General features: G+C 72.5%; 15 protein-coding genes. 9 read left to right on the top strand and 6 right to left on the bottom strand.

Annotated elements, in window-relative coordinates; genetic code table 11:
• The first annotated feature begins 119 nt into the window (after window positions 1-119).
• The 3 genes from ACZ5FU_RS04285 to ACZ5FU_RS04275 are packed head-to-tail and all read left to right on the top strand — an operon-like array spanning window position 120 to window position 3,447.
• A complete protein-coding gene (locus ACZ5FU_RS04285) occupies window positions 120-596 on the top strand; it encodes a hypothetical protein (RefSeq protein WP_451526951.1) in 477 nt (158 codons plus the stop codon).
• Window positions 593-1,975, top strand: a complete 1,383-nt coding sequence (locus ACZ5FU_RS04280; protein WP_451526950.1) for a KGGVGR-motif variant AAA ATPase — start codon at window positions 593-595, stop codon at window positions 1,973-1,975. Before ACZ5FU_RS04285 ends, ACZ5FU_RS04280 begins: the two co-directional genes overlap by 4 nt.
• Window positions 1,972-3,447 carry a hypothetical protein gene (locus tag ACZ5FU_RS04275; RefSeq protein WP_469044396.1) on the top strand — a complete coding sequence of 492 codons (1,476 nt, stop codon included), beginning with the start codon at window positions 1,972-1,974 and terminating at the stop codon, window positions 3,445-3,447. The genes ACZ5FU_RS04280 and ACZ5FU_RS04275 overlap by 4 nt, the downstream gene beginning before the upstream one ends.
• 240 nt (window positions 3,448-3,687) lie before the next feature.
• On the opposite strand, the gene ACZ5FU_RS04270 is transcribed toward ACZ5FU_RS04275, so the two are convergent.
• The 3 genes from ACZ5FU_RS04270 to ACZ5FU_RS04260 form a co-directional block, all read right to left on the bottom strand.
• Complete coding sequence (locus ACZ5FU_RS04270; protein ID WP_469044394.1) at window positions 3,688-4,377, bottom strand: ester cyclase; 690 nt, start codon at window positions 4,375-4,377, stop codon at window positions 3,688-3,690.
• A gap of 119 nt (window positions 4,378-4,496) precedes the next feature.
• Window positions 4,497-5,270, bottom strand: coding sequence for an SDR family NAD(P)-dependent oxidoreductase (locus ACZ5FU_RS04265; RefSeq protein WP_451526947.1), 774 nt, complete (start codon window positions 5,268-5,270; stop codon window positions 4,497-4,499).
• A gap of 97 nt (window positions 5,271-5,367) precedes the next feature.
• Window positions 5,368-6,036 carry an MOSC domain-containing protein gene (locus ACZ5FU_RS04260; protein ID WP_451526946.1) on the bottom strand — a complete coding sequence of 223 codons (669 nt, stop codon included), beginning with the start codon at window positions 6,034-6,036 and terminating at the stop codon, window positions 5,368-5,370.
• 93 nt (window positions 6,037-6,129) lie between these two features.
• Here ACZ5FU_RS04260 and ACZ5FU_RS04255 point away from each other — a divergent pair, with 93 nt between their 5' ends.
• Entirely contained in the window at window positions 6,130-7,026 is an 897-nt protein-coding gene (locus ACZ5FU_RS04255; protein WP_451526945.1) for a LysR family transcriptional regulator, read from the top strand.
• Window positions 7,027-7,199: 173 nt separating this feature from the next.
• Here the strand turns inward: ACZ5FU_RS04255 and ACZ5FU_RS04250 are convergent, their stop codons facing one another.
• Entirely contained in the window at window positions 7,200-7,526 is a 327-nt protein-coding gene (locus tag ACZ5FU_RS04250) for a WhiB family transcriptional regulator (RefSeq protein WP_451526944.1), read from the bottom strand.
• Window positions 7,527-7,905: 379 nt separating this feature from the next.
• Between ACZ5FU_RS04250 and ACZ5FU_RS04245 the strand changes: the two genes are divergently transcribed.
• The 4 genes from ACZ5FU_RS04245 (at window position 7,906) to ACZ5FU_RS04230 (ending at window position 12,875) form a co-directional block, all read left to right on the top strand.
• The gene (locus ACZ5FU_RS04245; RefSeq protein ID WP_003948568.1) at window positions 7,906-8,517 is read left to right on the top strand and encodes a response regulator transcription factor; all 612 of its coding nucleotides are present in this window, start codon (window positions 7,906-7,908) and stop codon (window positions 8,515-8,517) included.
• Between the two features lie 768 nt (window positions 8,518-9,285).
• Window positions 9,286-9,873, top strand: a complete 588-nt coding sequence (locus ACZ5FU_RS04240) for a sigma-70 family RNA polymerase sigma factor (protein WP_086770883.1) — start codon at window positions 9,286-9,288, stop codon at window positions 9,871-9,873.
• A 268-nt stretch (window positions 9,874-10,141) separates the two neighbouring features.
• On the top strand, window positions 10,142-11,644 hold the full coding sequence (gene guaB, locus ACZ5FU_RS04235) for an IMP dehydrogenase (protein ID WP_451531395.1): 1,503 nt from the start codon (window positions 10,142-10,144) through the stop codon (window positions 11,642-11,644).
• Between the two features lie 106 nt (window positions 11,645-11,750).
• Window positions 11,751-12,875 carry a GuaB3 family IMP dehydrogenase-related protein gene (locus ACZ5FU_RS04230; protein ID WP_451531396.1) on the top strand — a complete coding sequence of 375 codons (1,125 nt, stop codon included), beginning with the start codon at window positions 11,751-11,753 and terminating at the stop codon, window positions 12,873-12,875.
• A 174-nt stretch (window positions 12,876-13,049) separates the two neighbouring features.
• Here ACZ5FU_RS04230 and ACZ5FU_RS04225 read toward each other — a convergent pair whose 3' ends face one another.
• On the bottom strand, window positions 13,050-14,258 hold the full coding sequence (locus ACZ5FU_RS04225; protein ID WP_451525156.1) for a nucleotide sugar dehydrogenase: 1,209 nt from the start codon (window positions 14,256-14,258) through the stop codon (window positions 13,050-13,052).
• A 303-nt stretch (window positions 14,259-14,561) separates the two neighbouring features.
• Here ACZ5FU_RS04225 and ACZ5FU_RS04220 point away from each other — a divergent pair, with 303 nt between their 5' ends.
• The gene (locus tag ACZ5FU_RS04220; protein WP_468833651.1) at window positions 14,562-16,268 is read left to right on the top strand and encodes a glycerol-3-phosphate dehydrogenase/oxidase; all 1,707 of its coding nucleotides are present in this window, start codon (window positions 14,562-14,564) and stop codon (window positions 16,266-16,268) included.
• A 260-nt stretch (window positions 16,269-16,528) separates the two neighbouring features.
• Here the strand turns inward: ACZ5FU_RS04220 and ACZ5FU_RS04215 are convergent, their stop codons facing one another.
• Window positions 16,529-17,620, bottom strand: coding sequence for a serine hydrolase domain-containing protein (locus ACZ5FU_RS04215; RefSeq protein ID WP_468643038.1), 1,092 nt, complete (start codon window positions 17,618-17,620; stop codon window positions 16,529-16,531).
• Window positions 17,621-17,876: the final 256 nt, after the last annotated feature.

Raw genomic sequence — 17,876 nt, 5'->3', positions numbered from 1 at the left:
TAGCGGTCGGGGCGACGGCTGTCGGGCGGTCGGACCCACCCGTGGGCCGGGGCGGCTTCGTGCCCGTGCCGGAACCGCCCCGGCCGGGGGGTGCCCGCCTTAACATCCTTGCTGTGCCCGTGAATTCGACAGAGCACCACTACGCCCACGCGGCCCTGCGTCACTACAAGGACGCCGTCTTCCTGCACGACGCGGCACGGCTGCCCAACGCGGACCATCACTTCGGCTTCGCGGTCGAGTGCGCCCTCAAGAGCCTGCTGCTCCGCTTCACCTCCGCCACCGTGGACCCGAAGAAGCCGGGCGGTCCGCCCGCCAAGGCGCCCTGGGTCAAGGACCCGACGACCGGCAAGGTCGCCCACTCCTACAGTCACTTGCCCTGGGTGGCCACCGACGTGGCGCTGCTGACGCACGGCAGGTCGGCGACGCGTCTGGCCGCCGCGCTCACGGGCCTCACGGCCTTCGACACCTGGACGGTCGACGACCGCTACCTCGACGGCAGCGACGTCGTCGAGGCCGACGTGCGGCGACGGCGTACCGTGGCCGCGAACATCCTCGCCCTGCACGAACAGGCACTGATCACCGGAAGGCTGCCGTGACCCTCGCCCCCGGACCGGCCGGCGAACCCGTCCGTTTCGCCGAGGCGCGCCCGCGTGCCCTGGCCCTCGCCCACGAGATGGCGGCCGCCGGGACGGACGTCCTGGCCGTACGGGACGTGCTCGGCCGTTTCACCCTCCTCGTCGACGACCGCACGCAGCCGGTCCCGCCGCCGCTGGAGAACCTGGAGGCCGACTACGGCCCCCGACTCGCGCGGGAACTCGGCCCCTACGCCGCGGACCGTCCGCTGATGCGCGCGTCCGGTCTCTTCTCGGCCGACGGCCTGCTGGGCTCGGAGCGGGCCGTGAGGGACCCGCAGTGCCCCGACGGCCGGGTCCGGATCCTCGACAACACCGTGGTGGGCGAGGACTGGGCGCAGGTGTCCACCCCCGCACCCGAACCGGACGGCACCCGCACCCACCGCACCGCGCTCTACGGTTTCAAGGGCGGTGTGGGCCGCAGCACGGCGACCGCCGTCCTGGCACGCCACCTGGCCGACCAGGGGCACGTCGTGCTCGTCGTCGACCTGGACCTGGAGTCACCGGGCGTCGGACCGCTGGCCGCCGCCGGGGCGGAACTGCCCCCGCACGGTGTCATCGACCAGCTCGTCGAGTCGGCCGTCGGCAACGCCGAGGGTCTGGAGCACGTGATCCGCTCCGGCTACGAGCCGCGGGGCGGCCGCGGCGAGCTGTGGGTGGCGCCCGCCCGTGGACGCGGGACGCCCGGCGTCCCCTACGCCTACGTCGACAAGCTCAACCGCGCGTACGCGGACGTCCCGGACGCGGACTTCGCCGACCGGCTGGAGCAGGCCGTCCGCGCCTGCGAGGACGCGGTGGCCCGGGACGGGGACAGCGGACGGCGTCCCGACGTCGTCCTGCTCGACAGCCGGGCCGGCATCCACGACATCGCCGCGGTCGCCATCTCCCGGCTGTGCGATCTGGCCCTGCTGTTCGGCACGGACAACGCGCAGACCTGGGAGGGCTACGGCGACCTCTTCGCGGCCTGGCTCTCCTCCGGGCAGGCACCCGCGATCAGGGAGAAGCTGCGCATGGTGGCCTCGATGGTCCCCGACTCGCCCCAGGGCGCGTACCTGCAGTCGTTCCGCGAGCACGCCTGGGAGTGCTTCGCGCAGCTCTACGACGACGTCCCCGCCGGGGCCGACGAACTCGGCACGGACGCCTTCTCCCCGTCCCTGGAGGACGACGCGGCGCCGCACCACCCCATCCCGATCCTCTTCGAGCCGGGGCTGGTCGGTCTGGACCTGGTCTCCGCCCCGGGCTGGCAGGACCGTGCCTTCGTGCAGGCGGCGTACCGGGACTTCCTGCCCACGGCTACGCTCCTGATCACCGCCGATCCGCAGAACAGCGAAGGACCGCGATGAGCATGCCCCTGAGCGTCGAGGAGTACCGCGCACTGCTGGCCGGCGCTCTCCCGGAGGCCACGGACGCCGACACCGCCGAGCCGAAGGTCGAGAGCCTGTTCACCCCGGACACCCACCGCGCGGCCCTGTACGTCGACAGTACGGTGGTCCGCGGCGGACGGGGCGTCGGCAAGACGTTCTGGTACCGCTCGCTGCTCGACGGGACGCTGCGCGAGATCGCCGCCCAGGAGTACGGCATCGAGCGGCTGCGCCGGGTGACGGTGTCCCAGGGGTTCGGGGCCGCGCTGAAGCACGACCTCTACCCGGGTCCGGGCACCCTGCGGCAGCTGGTGGAGGAGGGTGTCCGCCCCTACGACCTCTGGTACGCCGTCCTGCTGACCGCGTTCGGCCAGCCCGAGCTGCGCGAGCTGCCCGAATGGCGGGACAGGGCCCTGTGGGTGCGCAACAACCCCGGCGCGGCGGAGCGCACCGTGCAGAACGTCGACCAGGAGGCCCAACGCCAGGGCATCACGCACCTGATCCTCTTCGACGCCCTGGAGCACCTGCACCGGGTCCGGGCCCAGGCCGACCGGCTGGTGGGCGGCATCCTGGAGCTGGCGCTCGCCATGCGTCTGGGGACGCGCGGCATCCGCTTCAAGGTGTTCATCCGTCCGGACATGTACGACGGCGCGCTGCTGCACTTCCCGGACGCCTCCAAGCTGGCCTCCAACGCGGCGGCGCTGACCTGGTCCCGGGCCAACCTCTACGGTCTGCTCTTCCACACCATGGGCAACCACGACAGCGACCTCGCGGCCCGCTTCCGGCAGCTCACGGGCGGCTGGCAGGGCGAGGCGGACGGCCGGCGCCACGTCCCGCCCGCGCTGCTCAGCGGTGACGAGCAGTTCCAGTCGGAGCAGTTCACCCTGATCGCCGGTCCCTACATGGGGTCCAACTTCCGCAAGGGCCACACCTTCACCTGGCTGCCCAACCACCTGATGGACGGCGTCGAGCAGGTCAGCCCGCGCAGTTTCCTCAGCGCGTTGCAGAAGGCGCTGTCGGAGACCCGCGGCCAGTACGCCGGTCATGAGTTCGCGCTGCACCACGAGGGCATCCGGCGCGGGGTGCAGAAGGCCTCCGAGACGCGGGTCACCGAGGTCGGGGAGGACATGCCGTGGGTGGAGCAGGCCATCAAACCGCTGGCCGGGCATCAAGTCCCCATCGAGCAGGAGAAAGTCGATGCCCTGTGGGAGGAGTCCCGCCTCGTGGACGCCCTGCGCGAGGACGCCGAGCGGTACGTGCCCGACGAACTCCAGGACGAGACCCGCGTGCGCACCGGCCCCCGCCATCCCGAGAACCCGGCCCTGCTGATCGGGGAACTGATCGCGCTCGGCGTGATGCGCCGCCGCCGCGACGGTCGCATCGACCTGCCGGACGTCTACCGCATCGCCTTCGGGGTGGGCCGCAAGGGCGGCGTGCCGAGGGTGGCGAGCTGAGCACACGCCCGTGACCCTGCGGTCGGCGTGACCGTGCGGTCACCGCGGCCGGGTGCACCGCGGGCAGTGCGTCTCGTCCCCGACCGGCCGGAACAGCATCGGCTGCACGTGGTCGCCCGCGCACTCGCGGGCGCCTGCGTCGCCCCCCACGACAGCCGCCCGCGCCCTCCTCGACGAGGCAACGACGGGGGTTCCGCCCCCGCCGGGCGGGGCGCGGAACCCCCGACGGCTCCTCGCGGGCTACTTCCCGAGTACCCCCAGCTGCCGCATCAGACCCGCGCGGTCGTACTCCCACCAGCTCTCGCAGACCTTGCCGTCCCGGAACCGCTGCCAGGTCATGCCGGTCATGGCGACGGTCTGGCCGGTGGCGGGGATGCCGAGGAAGGCGCCCTCGTGCCGGGCGGTCCAGGTCCAGCGGGTGCACACCCGGTCGCCCTGGGCGATCTGGTCGTCGACCCGGAAGGAGAAGTCGAAGGCCCGCCGCCGGCCCGCGAACTGCTCGCGCGCCGCCGCCAGGTCGCTGTCCCGCGGACTGGCGGGATCGTGGTCCACGTAGTCGTCGGCCACCTGGTCGAACATACGGTCGATATCGATCGTTCCGGCCTGCTCGAACCACTCCCGTGCCGTCGCGCGGTTCAACTGCTCGTCGCGCACCACTTCCAGGTCGGTGAAGGTCGGCATCTCGTCACAGAGCGCGACCATGTCGTCGAAGATCTTCTCCGTCTCCGGCAGGTTCGAGTTCCGCATCGCCTCCTCGTACGAGGGGAACTCCACGATCTCGACGACGTGCGACGCGTCCGACCGGTCCTTCCCGACCAGCGCGTGCGTCGCCGTCCGCTTTCCCCTGGTCTTCTCGACCCAGGTGTCCATCAGCCGGTTCATCTCGTCGAACCGGCTCGTCCTGCAATCGATGAGCTGTACGAAGGTCATCGCGCCGCCTCCGGCCCCCCTGGGTCCGGCCCTGCCAGGGCCATTTTCCCACCGGGGCCCCGAGGCCGCCGCCTGCCGCCACCGCCCGTACGTCCGTCGGGCCCGGGCGTCACCGCCCGCTACTGCGGCCCGTACTTCCGCCCCGTCCGCGAGCTGATGCCGCCCAGCAGCGACCGGGGCGTCACCTTCACCAGGCCCATCAGCGCCTTGTAGCGCGCGTCGGGAATCGACACCGACTTCCCGCGCGTCAGGTCCGCCAGCGCCGCCGCGACCAGCTTGTCCGCGTCGAGCCACATCCAGCCGGGGATGTTGTCCGTGCCCATCCCGGCCCGCTCGTGGAACTCGGTGCGCACGAACCCCGGGCAGAGCGCCATCAGCCGCACCCCGCTGCCCGCCAGGTCCTTCGCCGCCCCCTGCGTGAACTGCACGACCCACGCCTTGGAGGCGCCGTACGTCCCGCGCGGGACGAAGGCCGCCACCGAGGCCACGTTGACGACGCCCCCGCGCCCCCGCTCCCGCATCGCCCCGGTCGCCGCCGACGTCAGCCGCAGCACCGCCTCGCAGTGCACCTTGAGCATCCTCAGCTCGTCCGCCATCGACACGTCGAGGTAGCGGCCCTTGTTGCCGAACCCGGCGTTGTTGACCAGCAGGTCGACGGGGTTGCGGCGGTCGTCGAGCCGGGCGGCCACCGCCTCGATGCCCCGGTCCGCGGCCAGGTCGGCGGTCAGCACCTCCACCTCGACGCCGTGCCGGTCGTGCAACTCGGTCGCCTGCTCGCGCAGCCGCTGGGTGTCCCGCGCGACGAGGACGAGGTCGTGCCCGTCCGCCGCGAGCCGCCGCGCGAACGCGGCACCGATGCCCGCGGTCGAACCTGTGATCAGAGCCGTTGTCATGGCAGAAGGTTAGTGACCCGGAGTCCGCGCGTCCGCTCCGTGCACGAGGCCTGCGGAAAGTGACGGAACCGTGCGCGCCGTCACCGAAGAGGGCGGCTCAGCCGCCGTACTTCTCGACGTACGTGCGGGCCGCCGCCAGCGCCTCCGGGTGCAGCGCCTCGCCGGCCGCCAGCAGCCGCGGCAGCAGTTCCCGGTGGGTGGTGGTGGCCTGGAACTCCATCCGGGCCGTCACCTCGTGCTCCGGCAGGTGGACGATCTCCACGGCGTCCCCCGCGCGTATCTCGCCCGGCGTGATCACCCGCAGGTAGGCGCCCGTCGCGGCCTTGCGCGTGAAACGCCTGACCCAGCCCTTCTCGCCCACGTGGCCCTGGAAGGTGCGACAGGGGATCCGGCCCGCCGACACCTCCAGCACCACCTCGGGGCCGATCCGCCAGCGCTCGCCGATCCGCGCCCCGGAGACGTCCAGACCGGTGGTGGTGAGGTTCTCGCCGAACGCGCCGTTGGAGAACGGGCGACCCAGCTCGCGCTCCCAGTCGTCCAGGTCCTCGCGCGCGACCGCGTACACCGCCTGGTCGTCGCCGCCGTGGTGGCGCAGGTGGCACACCGCGTCCCCGGCGAGCCCGCTGCCGCCGACCCCCTTCGGGCCGGGCGCGGCCACCCGCACCGGCCCCTCGACGGGCCGCTTGTCGATACCCGTCAGCCCGTCGGGCTGGTCGGTGTACGGCACGGCCTTCGGACGGCCCACGTTGACGGACAGAAGCCTCATGGCGGCACGCTAAGCGACCGGCGGTCAAAGTGTCGACGCATTATTCGCCCCCTCTCCCAAGGCTCCCTTATGCGATTCGCCTATGCTCGGAGGATGATCGAGGCCCGTCATCTCCGCGTGCTGCGCGCCGTCGCCACCACCGGGTCCTTCTCGGCGGCGGGCCGTGAGCTGGGCTGCACCCAGCCCGCGGTCAGCCAGCAGATGAAGGCCCTGGAGACGTCCGTCGGCACCCCGCTGCTGGTGCGCAGCGGCCGCGAGATGCGGCTGACCCAGGCGGGAGAAGCCCTCGTACGGCACGCCGCCGGGATCCTCGCCGGACTCACCGCCGCCGAGGAGGAGGTCGCCGCGATCGCCGGTCTGCGCGCCGGCCGGGTCCGCCTCGTCTCCTTCCCCAGCGGCAGCTCCGCGCTCGTCCCGACCGCGCTGGCCGCCCTGCGCGCCGCGCACCCCGGCACCCGCGTCTCGCTGGAGGAGGCCGAGCCGCCCGAGTCGGTCGAGAAGCTGCGCGCCGGCGACTGCGACGTCGCCCTCGCCTTCCGCTATCGGGAGGCACCGGGCGCCGAGGAGTGGTCCGACCTGGTCGTCCGCCCCCTGCTGACGGACCGGCTCGTCGCCCTCCTGCCCGAACGCCACCGGCTCGCGCGCGCGGACTCCCTGGCCATCGGCGAACTCGCCCGCGAGCCGTGGATCGCCGGCTGCCCGCGCTGCCGGGGCCGGCTGGTGCAGGTGTGCGAGGCCGCGGGCTTCACCCCCCGCATCGACTTCGCCACCGACGACTACCCGGCGGTGGCCGGCCTGGTGGGCGCGGGCCTCGGCGTCGCCGTCCTCCCCGAGCTCGCGATCGAGTCCGTACGGCCGCGGGGCGCGCGTGCGGTGACCCTGGAGCCGGCGGTACGGCGCGAGGTCGTCGCGCTCACCCTGCCCGACCTGGCCCAGGTACCGGCGGTGGCGGCGACGCTGGAGCAGCTCGCGCGGGCGGCCGTACGGTAGCCGTACGGCCGCGGGGGTCTCGCGGCCGTACGACTGTCTTGCGGCGGGGCCGTATCAAGGGGTGAGGGGGCGCGGCCAAGGGGTGAGGGGGCGCGGCCAAGGGGTGAGGGGCCATATCAAGGGGTGAGGGCACGCGTGTGTGCATGCCCTCGACTGTCTGGAGAAACGTTCCTTCAATTGTCGGAGACGCTGCCCGCGCCGGCCGACGCCGGCACCAGGCGGTTGCGCGCCCGCCCCATGAGCTCCTCGCGCTCGTCCTCGGTCAGGCCGCCCCACACGCCGTACGGCTCCCTCACCGCCAGCGCGTGCGCCGCGCACTGCGCGCGCACGGGGCACCTCATGCAGACCTCCTTGGCCGAGTTCTCGCGAGCGCTCCGCGCCGCCCCGCGCTCGCCCTCCGGATGGAAGAAGAGCGAGCTGTCCACCCCGCGGCAGGCGGCCAGGAGCTGCCAGTCCCACAGGTCCGCGTTCGGTCCGGGAAGGCGGGAGAAATCTGCCATTGCGTGACCCCTTGTAGCCGTGCTGAGCGGATACGGTGCCCACGACCGTACAACTACGATCTAAGGAGATGAAAATATGACCCATTGCGAATCTAGCCTCAGACACCAGCAAATGGGAAGAAATAGGGCTGAACGGGGCACAGGTTGTGAGGAAAGCTCATGGGTCCGCGCGGCTCTCTCGGCCGTGTTCGTCTCCTCACGTAGAGTGCCGAAGAATGCATGCGGCCCCGTAACTCTTTCGAGTGACCATCGTTGAGAGTGCGGTGGCGGTTGAAAACACAAACGCTCGGGCAGGCGTCCGAGACGGTCGACCGCACAGGTGACGATACGTACCAGCCTGGAGGCACAAGGTGACGCGCATCAGCTGCGGAGGACGGCCATGACTTCCGTCCTCGTCTGCGACGACTCCCCGCTTGCCCGAGAGGCGCTCCGCCGCGCGGTTGCGACCGTGCCCGGCGTCGAGCGCGTGACGACGGCGGCCAACGGCGAGGAAGTCCTCCGCCGCTGGGGCGCCGACCGCTCGGACCTCATTCTGATGGACGTGCGCATGCCGGGGCTGGGCGGTGTGGAAACCGTCCGGCGGCTGCTGTCCGCCGACCCCGGCGCACGCATCATCATGCTGACCGTCGCGGAGGACCTCGACGGCGTCGCGCTCGCGGTCGCCGCCGGCGCCCGCGGCTACCTGCACAAGGACGCCTCGCGCGCCGAACTGCGGGCGACGGTCACCCAGGCCCTCGCCGACCCCACGTGGCGGCTCGCCCCGCGGCGGCTGCGCTCGGCCGAGATGGGCGCCGCGCCCACCCTCACCGCGCGTGAGATCCAGGTCCTGGAAGGCATGAGCCACGGCCGCTCCAACGCCGAGATCGGCCGCGAGCTGTTCCTCTCCGAGGACACCGTCAAGACCCACGCCCGCCGCCTGTTCAAGAAACTCGGCGCCTCCGACCGTGCCCACGCCGTGGCGCTCGGCTTCCGGTGGGGCCTGGTCCGCTAGGGCGTGTCCGACCGTTCCCGCCGGGCGCGCGTCGCCTGGCACGGCTCCCCCACGCTCGGCTCCGCTCGCGCGGGAGGGACCCCCACCGCCGCGTCGTCGGATCGCCCCGGTGCATCCGGTGCATCCGGTGCACGGGCGGTCCTCCGCCGTGCGACGCTCCCCCGCTGCCCGAACGGCGTGGGAGGTGTCCCCGGCACCGGACGCCGCGCGCCGACCCGACGCGAAGGGTCGGACACGCCCCAGGACCTGCCCGGCCCGCACCGGCCGCCCGACGGGACCCCTCCCGTCGGGCGGCCGGTGCGGGCCGGGCCGCCGGTGAGCGGGGTCCGGTACGTGAGGCCGCCGAGGCGGCCGTCGCGGTCCGGGCACTCGCGGGCGGCGTCGGCGAGGGAGCGCCCGCGTGCCGGGGCCGGCTCTGCGGCGGCCCCGCCCCCGCCGGACCGTACGGCGGACTTTTCGAGCAGACCGATCCCAGGGACAGGAGCGGGGGAATGGATGAACCTCCCTGCTCACGCGGGGTGCGGGAGATGCGGGACCCCTCCGCCGGCCGGCCGGTGTGCGGCGGTGGCGCAGGACCTCGCCGGACGCCCGCTGCTCGTTTCGCCGCGGATGCCGCATCCTTGAGGTGTGGAGTTCCTCGGGGACGAGTCGGTCGAGCGGGACGGGAGGGCGCAGGGGATGAGTTCCGGCGCACCTGCTCATAACGCTTCGGTGCACAACGAAGGGCACGGTGCCGCGGCCGGTCCGGCCGCAGGGCACCATGGACCGATGCGCGAAGACGAGGCGGTCCGTGCCCCCGGGGTGATCGGCGGACTGGTGCATCGCGCGGTGGACGGCGACGAGCAGGCCACGCACGACCTGCTGGCCCATGTCCACCCCCTCGCCCTGCGCTACTGCCGCACCCGGCTGTCCCGGCTCCCCGGCGACGCGCGCCACTTCGTGGAGGACCTCGCACAGGAGGTCTGCGTGGCCGTCCTCCTCGCCCTTCCGCGCTACAAGGACACGGGTCGTCCCTTCGAGGCCTTCGTCTTCGCCATCGCCGCCCACAAGGTCGCCGACCTCCAGCGCGCGGCGATGCGCCACCCCGGCTCCACGGCGGTCCCCTCCGACGAGATGCCGGAACGCCCCGACGACTCCCTCGGCCCGGAGGAGCGGGCCCTGCTGAGCAGCGATGCCGAATGGGCGAAGAAACTGCTGGCCAACCTGCCCGAGAACCAGCGGGAGCTGCTCCTGCTGCGCATCGCGGTGGGCCTCACCGCGGAGGAGACCGGCCAGATGTTGGGAATGTCACCCGGAGCTGTGCGCGTGGCCCAGCACCGCGCACTGAGCAGGCTGCGGGCCCTCGCCGAGCAGTAGCGGGCCACGGTCACGCCGTGCCCCCGCCGCACTTCCCCGGGCGGAGCGGACGGCAGACCCGACGGGACTCTCGCAACACGTCCTAGGCTGGACAGGGTCGGCGGACCGTTCGCCGGCCACGGCCGGCGGCCCGCCCGCCGAACGGGCCGGACGCCGCCGCCGTACGAACATACGAAGCCCGGAGTCACGCCGGAGCGTGGAATTCCGGGGGTGCGCTTCCCGTTAGCATGGACATCCGCACCGATCAAGGCCATTTGGGGAAGGTGTCATGACTGCCAACGTCGACGGAGTGCCCGCCAAATTCGCGACCCTCGGGCTCACCTACGACGACGTGCTGCTGCTGCCGGGCGCATCCGAGGTGCTCCCCAACGCGGTCGACACCTCGTCCCGCATCTCCCGCAACGTCCGTGTCAACATCCCGCTGCTCTCGGCGGCGATGGACAAGGTGACCGAGTCCCGCATGGCCATCGCGATGGCCCGCCAGGGCGGCGTCGGCGTGCTGCACCGCAACCTCTCCATCGAGGACCAGGTCAACCAGGTCGACCTGGTGAAGCGCTCGGAGTCGGGCATGGTCACCGACCCCATCACGGTCCACCCGGACGCCACGCTGGCCGAGGCCGACGCGCTGTGCGCCAAGTTCCGCATCAGCGGCGTCCCGGTGACCGACGGCGGCGGCAAGCTCCTCGGCATCGTCACCAACCGCGACATGGCCTTCGAGTCGGACCGCACCCGTCAGGTGCGCGAGGTCATGACCCCGATGCCGCTCGTCACCGGCCACGTCGGCATCTCCGGCACGGACGCCATGGAGCTGCTGCGCCGCCACAAGATCGAGAAGCTTCCGCTGGTCGACGGGACGGGCGTCCTCAAGGGCCTCATCACGGTCAAGGACTTCGTCAAAGCCGAGCAGTACCCCCGGGCCGCCAAGGACGCCGAGGGCCGGCTGCTCGTCGGCGCCGCCGTCGGCGCCAGCCCCGAGGCGCTGGAGCGCGCCCAGGCCCTCGCCGAGGCCGGCGTGGACTTCCTGGTCGTCGACACCTCGCACGGACACAACAGCAACGCCCTCACCTGGATGTCGAAGATCAAGTCGGGCGTGCGCGTCGACGTGATCGGCGGCAACGTCGCCACGCGCGACGGCGCCCAGGCCCTGATCGACGCCGGCGTCGACGGCATCAAGGTCGGTGTCGGGCCCGGCTCGATCTGCACCACCCGCGTGGTCGCCGGCATCGGCGTCCCGCAGGTCACCGCCATCTACGAGGCCTCCCTCGCCGCACGCCCGGCGGGCATCCCGCTGATCGGCGACGGCGGCCTGCAGTACTCCGGCGACATCGGCAAGGCGCTGGCCGCCGGCGCCGACACGGTGATGCTGGGCAGCCTCCTCGCGGGCTGCGAGGAGTCCCCGGGCGAGCTGCAGTTCATCAACGGCAAGCAGTTCAAGTCGTACCGCGGCATGGGCTCGCTGGGCGCCATGCAGTCCCGCGGTCAGGGCAGGTCGTACTCCAAGGACCGCTACTTCCAGGCGGAGGTCGCGGCCGACGACAAGCTCGTGCCCGAGGGCATCGAGGGCCAGGTGCCCTACCGCGGCCCGCTCGGCACCGTGCTGCACCAGCTCGTCGGCGGCCTGCGCCAGACCATGGGCTACGTGGGCGCCGCCACCATCGAGGAGATGGAGACCAAGGGCCGCTTCGTCCGGATCACCTCCGCGGGCCTCAAGGAGAGCCACCCGCACGACATCCAGATGACGGTCGAGGCACCCAACTACAGCAGCAAGTAGTCGCACGGGCTTCCCCAGGGCGGCCCCGGAACCTCCGGGGCCGCCCTCGTCGTGCCCGTCGGCGATACTGGAAGACGCTGCAACGCATCAGGGAAAGGCCACACACGTGACTGAGATCGAGATCGGGCGCGGCAAGCGCGGCCGCCGGGCGTACGCATTCGACGACATCGCCGTCGTCCCCAGCCGCCGTACGCGGGACCCGAAGGAGGTCTCGATCGCCTGGCAGATCGACGCCTACCGTTTCGAGCTGCCGTTCCTGGCCGCCCCCATGGACTCCGTCGTCTCCCCGGCCACCGCGATCCGCATCGGCCAGCTGGGCGGCCTGGGCGTGCTCAACCTCGAAGGCCTGTGGACGCGGTACGAGGACCCGCAGCCGCTGCTGGACGAGATCGCCAGGCTGCCCGCCGACAAGGCGACCCGCCGGCTCCAGGAGATCTACTCCGCGCCGATCAAGGAGGAGCTGATCGGGCAGCGCATCAAGGAGGTGCGCGACTCGGGCGTGGTCACCGCCGCCGCGCTCTCCCCGCAGCGCACGGCCCAGTTCTCCAAGGCCGTCGTCGACGCCGGCGTGGACATCTTCGTCATCCGCGGCACCACGGTCTCCGCCGAGCACGTCTCCGGTTCGCACGAGCCGCTGAACCTGAAGCAGTTCATCTACGAACTCGACGTCCCGGTGATCGTCGGCGGCTGCGCCACCTACACGGCGGCCCTGCACCTGATGCGCACGGGCGCGGCGGGCGTCCTCGTCGGCTTCGGCGGCGGCGCGGCGCACACCACCCGCAACGTGCTCGGCATCCAGGTCCCGATGGCGACGGCGGTGGCCGACGTCGCCGCCGCCCGCCGCGACTACATGGACGAGTCCGGCGGCCGGTACGTGCACGTGATCGCGGACGGCGGCGTCGGCTGGTCCGGCGACCTGCCCAAGGCCGTCGCCTGCGGCGCCGACGCGGTGATGATGGGCTCCCCGCTCGCGCGCGCGACCGACGCGCCCGGCCGCGGCCACCACTGGGGCATGGAGGCCGTCAACGAGGAGCTGCCGCGCGGCCAGAAGGTCGACCTCGGCACGGTCGGCACCATCGAGGAGGTCCTCACCGGCCCGTCCCACACGCCGGACGGCTCGATGAACTTCTTCGGCGCCCTGCGCCGCGCCATGTCCACCACCGGTTACAGCGAGCTGAAGGAGTTCCAGCGCGTCGAGGTGACGGTGGCGGACTCGGTGCACCGGCGGTAGAGCGCGCGATCCCGGCACGCGAACAGGGGCCGGTCCGCTCACCCAGGTGAGCGGACCGGCCCCTGTTCGCGTGCTCGGGCGGGCACGTGGGGGCGTGCGGGGTGGGGCACATCCGTCGGAGGCCCCCCCCGCAAGCCCGCCTGCCGGGGCCGGCTCCGCCCTGTGCGCCCCGTCTCACAACCGGTGCGCCGCCCCCGTCGGCGTGGCGCCCCGGGTGTCGAGCAGCAGCTGTGCCTTCACGGAGAGGCCCTGGAGGTCGTACGTCCGGTGCTGCTGGAGGAGGATCGTCAGGTCGGCGTCGGCGGCGGCCTCGTACAGCGAGTCGGCGCGGGGGACCGGGCGGCCCAGGACGCTCCAGGACGGGACGTGCGGGTCGTGGTAGCTGACGGCCGCGCCGAGCTCCATCAGGCGGATCGCGATCTCCTGGGCGGGGGTGCCCTGCTGGTCGGCGAGATCGGCCTTGTAGGTGACGCCGAGCAGCAGCACGCGCGCGGCCCGCGCCGACTTGCCGTACTCGTTGAGGAGGGTGGCGGCGCGCTGGACGACGTAGCGGGGCATGCGGCTGTTGACCTGCTGGGCGAGTTCCACCATGCGCAGGGGGCTGCCGTGGTGGCCGGTGCGGTCCAGGGGCACGGAGTGGCCGCCGACACCGGGGCCGGGGCGGAAGGCCTGGAAGCCGAACGGCTTGGTCTCGGCGCACCGGATGACGTCCCAGAGGTCCACGCCCAGGTCGTTGCAGAGGACGGCCATCTCGTTGACGAGGGCCATGTTGACGTGCCGGAAATTGGTCTCCAGGAGGGTCACGGTCTCGGCCTCCCTGAGGCCACGCGCGCGTACCACCTTGTCGGTGAGACGGCCGTAGAAGGCGGCGGCGGACTCGGTGCAGGCGGGGGTGAGACCGCCGATGACCTTCGGCGTGTTGGCGGGCGTGAAGTCGCGGCGGCCGGGGTCGACCCGGCTGGGGGAGTAGGCGAGGTGGAAGTCGCGGCCCGCGCGCAGGCCGGACATCTCCTCCAGGAGCGGCCGCAGGAACTCCTCGGTCGTCCCCGGCGGCACGGGCGACTCCAGGATCACGGTGGTGTGCGGGCGCAGGTGTCCGGCGAGGGTGCGGGCGGCCGCCTCCACCTGGCTCAGGTCGGGCCCGCCGTCGGCGTCGAGCGGCGCGGGGGCGCAGATGACGGCGGTGCGCACCCGGCCCAGTTCCGCCGGGTCGGTGGCGGGCCGGAAACCCCCCGAGAGCATCCGGCGCAGTTCTGCGGGGCTCAGGGAGCCGGGCTCGGGTCCGGTGCGGTAGCCGAGCGTGGGGATGCCGGCGGCCACGGCGGCCTGCGCCAGGGGCAGGCCCAGCGGGCCGAGTCCGATGACGGCGAGATCTGCGGGCATGGCGTGGGCCGTCCTTCCCAGTAACCGAAGCGGGACAGGTGCGCAAGCCCTGTGGACAGGACGGGCCAGCGCAATGTCAGACTAGGAGTAAATATGACCGATTTGTGGGATTGATCGGCTGTGTTTTCCGACGGGACGGCCGTGGGCGGGTGGGCTTCCGTGAGATCCGTGAGAGTTGTCCACAGACAGGGGGTGAGTGGTGGCTGAAGTCGGGCAACACGGTCACCATGGGGGCAGGGGGACACGGGCCGTGCCTCGTCCTGAAGGTGGCGCGGCCGGCGCGACCGACAGCGGGAGGCAGCGGTGAGGACAGCGACACTGGGGCCGGCGCAGCGAGCCGAGTCACTCGCGGCCATGGCCGAGCGCGAGCTGGACGTGCTGGTCGTGGGAGGCGGGGTGGTCGGCGCGGGCACCGCCCTCGACGCCGTCACCCGCGGTCTGTCCACGGGACTGGTCGAGGCGCGGGACTGGGCGTCGGGCACGTCGAGCAGGTCCAGCAAACTGATCCACGGCGGGCTGCGCTATCTGGAGATGCTCGACTTCGCCCTCGTCCGCGAGGCGCTGAAGGAGCGCGGACTGCTGCTGGAGCGGCTGGCGCCGCACCTGGTCAAACCCGTGCCGTTCCTCTACCCGCTCCAGCACAAGGGCTGGGAGCGGCTGTACGCCGGTTCGGGCGTCGCGCTCTACGACGCGATGTCGATGGCCCGCGGTCACGGCCGGGGACTGCCGGCCCACCGCCACCTGAGCCGCCGTCACGCCCTGCGCGTCGCACCCGCGCTGAAGAAGGACGCGCTCGTCGGGGCCCTTCAGTACTACGACGCCCAGGTGGACGACGCCCGCCACGTCGCCACCCTGGTGCGCACGGCGGCGGCGTACGGCGCGAGGACCGCGAACCGCGCGCGGGTGAAGGCCTTCCTGCGCGAGGGCGAGCGGGTCGTGGGCGCGCACGTCCAGGACGCCGAGGGCGGCGGGGAGTACGAGATCCGCGCCCGTCAGGTCGTCAACGCCACGGGCGTGTGGACCGACGACACGCAGGGGATGGTGGGGGAGCGGGGGCAGTTCCACGTCCGCGCCTCCAAGGGCGTCCACCTCGTCGTGCCCAAGGACCGCATCCACTCCTCCACGGGCCTCATCCTCCGCACCGAGAAGTCCGTGCTGTTCGTCATCCCCTGGGGCCGGCACTGGATCGTCGGCACCACCGACACCGACTGGGACCTCGACAAGGCCCACCCGGCCGCCTCCAGCGCCGACATCGACTACGTGCTGGAGCACGTGAACTCCGTCCTGGCGGTGCCGCTCACCCGGGACGACGTCGAGGGCGTCTACGCCGGACTGCGCCCGCTGCTCGCCGGCGAGTCGGACGCCACCAGCAAGCTCTCCCGCGAGCACACCGTCGCCCACCCCGTGCCCGGGCTCGTCGTGGTGGCGGGCGGCAAGTACACGACGTACCGGGTGATGGCCAAGGACGCCGTCGACGCGGCGGTGCACGGCCTCGACCTGCGGGTCGCCGAGTGCGTCACGGAGGACGTGCCGCTGCTGGGCGCGGACGGGTACCGGGCGCTGTGGAACGCGCGGGCGCGCATCGCCGCCCGGACCGGGCTGCACGTGGTGCGCGTCGAGCACCTGCTGAACCGGTACGGCTCGATGACCGAGGAACTCCTCGACCTCGTCGCCGAGGACCCGACACTCGGTGAGCCGCTCCGGGCGGCCGACGACTACCTGCGCGCCGAGATCGTCTACGCCGCCTCGCACGAGGGAGCGCGGCACCTGGACGACGTGCTGACCCGGCGCACCCGCATCTCCATCGAGACCTTCGACCGGGGCACCCGCAGCGCCCGGGAGGCGGCGGAACTGATGGCGCCGGTCCTCGGCTGGGACAAGGGCCAGATCGAGCGCGAGGTCGAGCACTACGAGAAGCGGGTGGAGGCCGAGCGGGAGTCGCAACGGCAGCCCGACGACCTGACGGCGGACGCGGCGCGGCTGGGGGCGCCGGACATCGTGCCGCTGTGACACTTCGGGGTCCCGCGCTCGGGGTCCCTTCTCGTGCGGTGCTCGGGAGTGGGGCCCACGCGCACGGGGCCTGCCATGCGGTGCCCGGGTGCAGGGCCCCGTGATGCTCCGTCTGCTCGTGATGCTCCGTCGACCCCTGCGTGAGGCCGGTCCTGTGTGAGGCCGCGGTCCGGCAGGGGCCGGCCCCTGCCTCCGCCTCTGCCACTGCTTCACTCGAACGAGTGTCGCCGACCGGGATCTCCGTTCGGAGCCCGCTCGTTTCAAGAGGTGCGAGGGCAGAACTCGGCGGCGAGCAGGACCGGTTCGAGGTCGGGGTCCGCCGTCGTCGTCGTGTTCACGCGGAAGGTGAGGACATGACGGCCGTCCACGGTGGCCGCGGTGCGCACGTAGCTTCCGGGGATCCGGCCGTTGTGCCCCCACACGGTCACACCGCAGGGCAGACGTGCCGGAATCAGCCCCAGCCCGTACGAGCCGTGTCCGGTGCGGGTGTCGAGCATCTCGTCCAGCCAGCGCGGGGAGAGCAGTTCGCCGCCCAGGAGAGCGGAGTAGAAGCGGTTCAGGTCGGTGAGGGTCGTCACCAGCTCGCCCGCGGCCCCGGCCACCCGCGGATCGAGATCGGTGACGTCGGAGCCGTCCGTGTCGTAGGCGCGACCGTGAGGGAGGGGCAGGGAGGTGCGGGAACCGGGAAAGGAGGTGCCGCTCAGACCGAGTGGACCGAGGATGCGCCGTTCGGCCTCCGCGGCGTAGGGGCGGCCGGTGACCTGGGCGACGACCAGGCCGAGCAGGACGTAGTCGGTGTTGGAGTAGGCGTAGCGGCCGCGGTCGGCAGGAGGGTGGGTGAGGGCGATACGGATGGCCTGGACGGGAGTGACGGGACGGGTGCCGCCGGTGTCCCGGGCGAAGTCGTACAGGCCACTGGTGTGGTTCAGCAGGGAACGCAGGGGCAGCGCGCGCCCGTCGTTGCCTGCCCCGCGCACCAGGCCGGGCAGGTGTCGCTCCACAGGGTCGGAGAGCGACAGTCTTCCTTCGGAGGCCAGTTGGAGGACGACGGTCGCGAGGAAGGTCTTGGTGACGCTGCCGGCCCGGAAGTGGTCGGACCGGGAGATGCCCGGGCCGGACTCGGCGTAGCGGGTGGCGTTCTCCTCGCCGGCCAGCAGGGCGGCGGCGGGGACCTTGCCCCGGGTGCGGAGGAGAGGCAGCAACGAGTCGGCGGTGACGGCGACGGCGGTGGTGGCCGTGGCGGTGGTGACCGTGGCGGCGCCGGGGGCGGGGCTCGGGTGGGGGTCGTCCGTGGCGAGCCTCAGGAGGGCCAGGACCACGGGAACGACCAGGAGTCCGCGCAGTGATCGGATCACGGGGCTCTCCCCTTCCCCTTCGTGTCCCTGATGTGCCCATCATGCAGAGTGGATGGGGAGGTCTCGCACCGGGGGCCTGAGCGGGCTTCGCGGCGGGTACCCGCTCGCCGTACGGCTCACAGAAGGGGCTTTTCGTACACCGGACGGGACTCGTTCCACCTGTTGGCCGGAGTCTGCTGCACCTTCTGGCCGAAATGCGCCGGTCCGGAGGGGTGGTGAGAGGCACCCTGGGCGTCGGGCACTTGTCGGGTAG

Source organism: Streptomyces sp. NPDC031554, assembly GCF_055580685.1.
This window is presented reverse-complemented; position numbering and strand designations above follow the sequence as displayed.

What these genes read in the sequence shown, in the direction of transcription:
- ACZ5FU_RS04245 (WP_003948568.1), top strand. Translation starts at nt 7,906, where the DNA reads ATGACTTCCGTCCTCGTCTGCGACGACTCCCCGCTTGCCCGAGAGGCG.
- ACZ5FU_RS04270 (WP_469044394.1), bottom strand. Translation starts at nt 4,377, where the DNA reads ATGACCTTCGTACAGCTCATCGATTGCAGGACGAGCCGGTTCGACGAG.
- ACZ5FU_RS04260 (WP_451526946.1), bottom strand. Translation starts at nt 6,036, where the DNA reads ATGAGGCTTCTGTCCGTCAACGTGGGCCGTCCGAAGGCCGTGCCGTAC.
- ACZ5FU_RS04265 (WP_451526947.1), bottom strand. Translation starts at nt 5,270, where the DNA reads ATGACAACGGCTCTGATCACAGGTTCGACCGCGGGCATCGGTGCCGCG.
- ACZ5FU_RS04240 (WP_086770883.1), top strand. Translation starts at nt 9,286, where the DNA reads ATGCGCGAAGACGAGGCGGTCCGTGCCCCCGGGGTGATCGGCGGACTG.
- ACZ5FU_RS04225 (WP_451525156.1), bottom strand. Translation starts at nt 14,258, where the DNA reads ATGCCCGCAGATCTCGCCGTCATCGGACTCGGCCCGCTGGGCCTGCCC.
- ACZ5FU_RS04250 (WP_451526944.1), bottom strand. Translation starts at nt 7,526, where the DNA reads ATGGCAGATTTCTCCCGCCTTCCCGGACCGAACGCGGACCTGTGGGAC.
- ACZ5FU_RS04255 (WP_451526945.1), top strand. Translation starts at nt 6,130, where the DNA reads ATGATCGAGGCCCGTCATCTCCGCGTGCTGCGCGCCGTCGCCACCACC.
- guaB (WP_451531395.1), top strand. Translation starts at nt 10,142, where the DNA reads ATGACTGCCAACGTCGACGGAGTGCCCGCCAAATTCGCGACCCTCGGG.
- ACZ5FU_RS04275 (WP_469044396.1), top strand. Translation starts at nt 1,972, where the DNA reads ATGAGCATGCCCCTGAGCGTCGAGGAGTACCGCGCACTGCTGGCCGGC.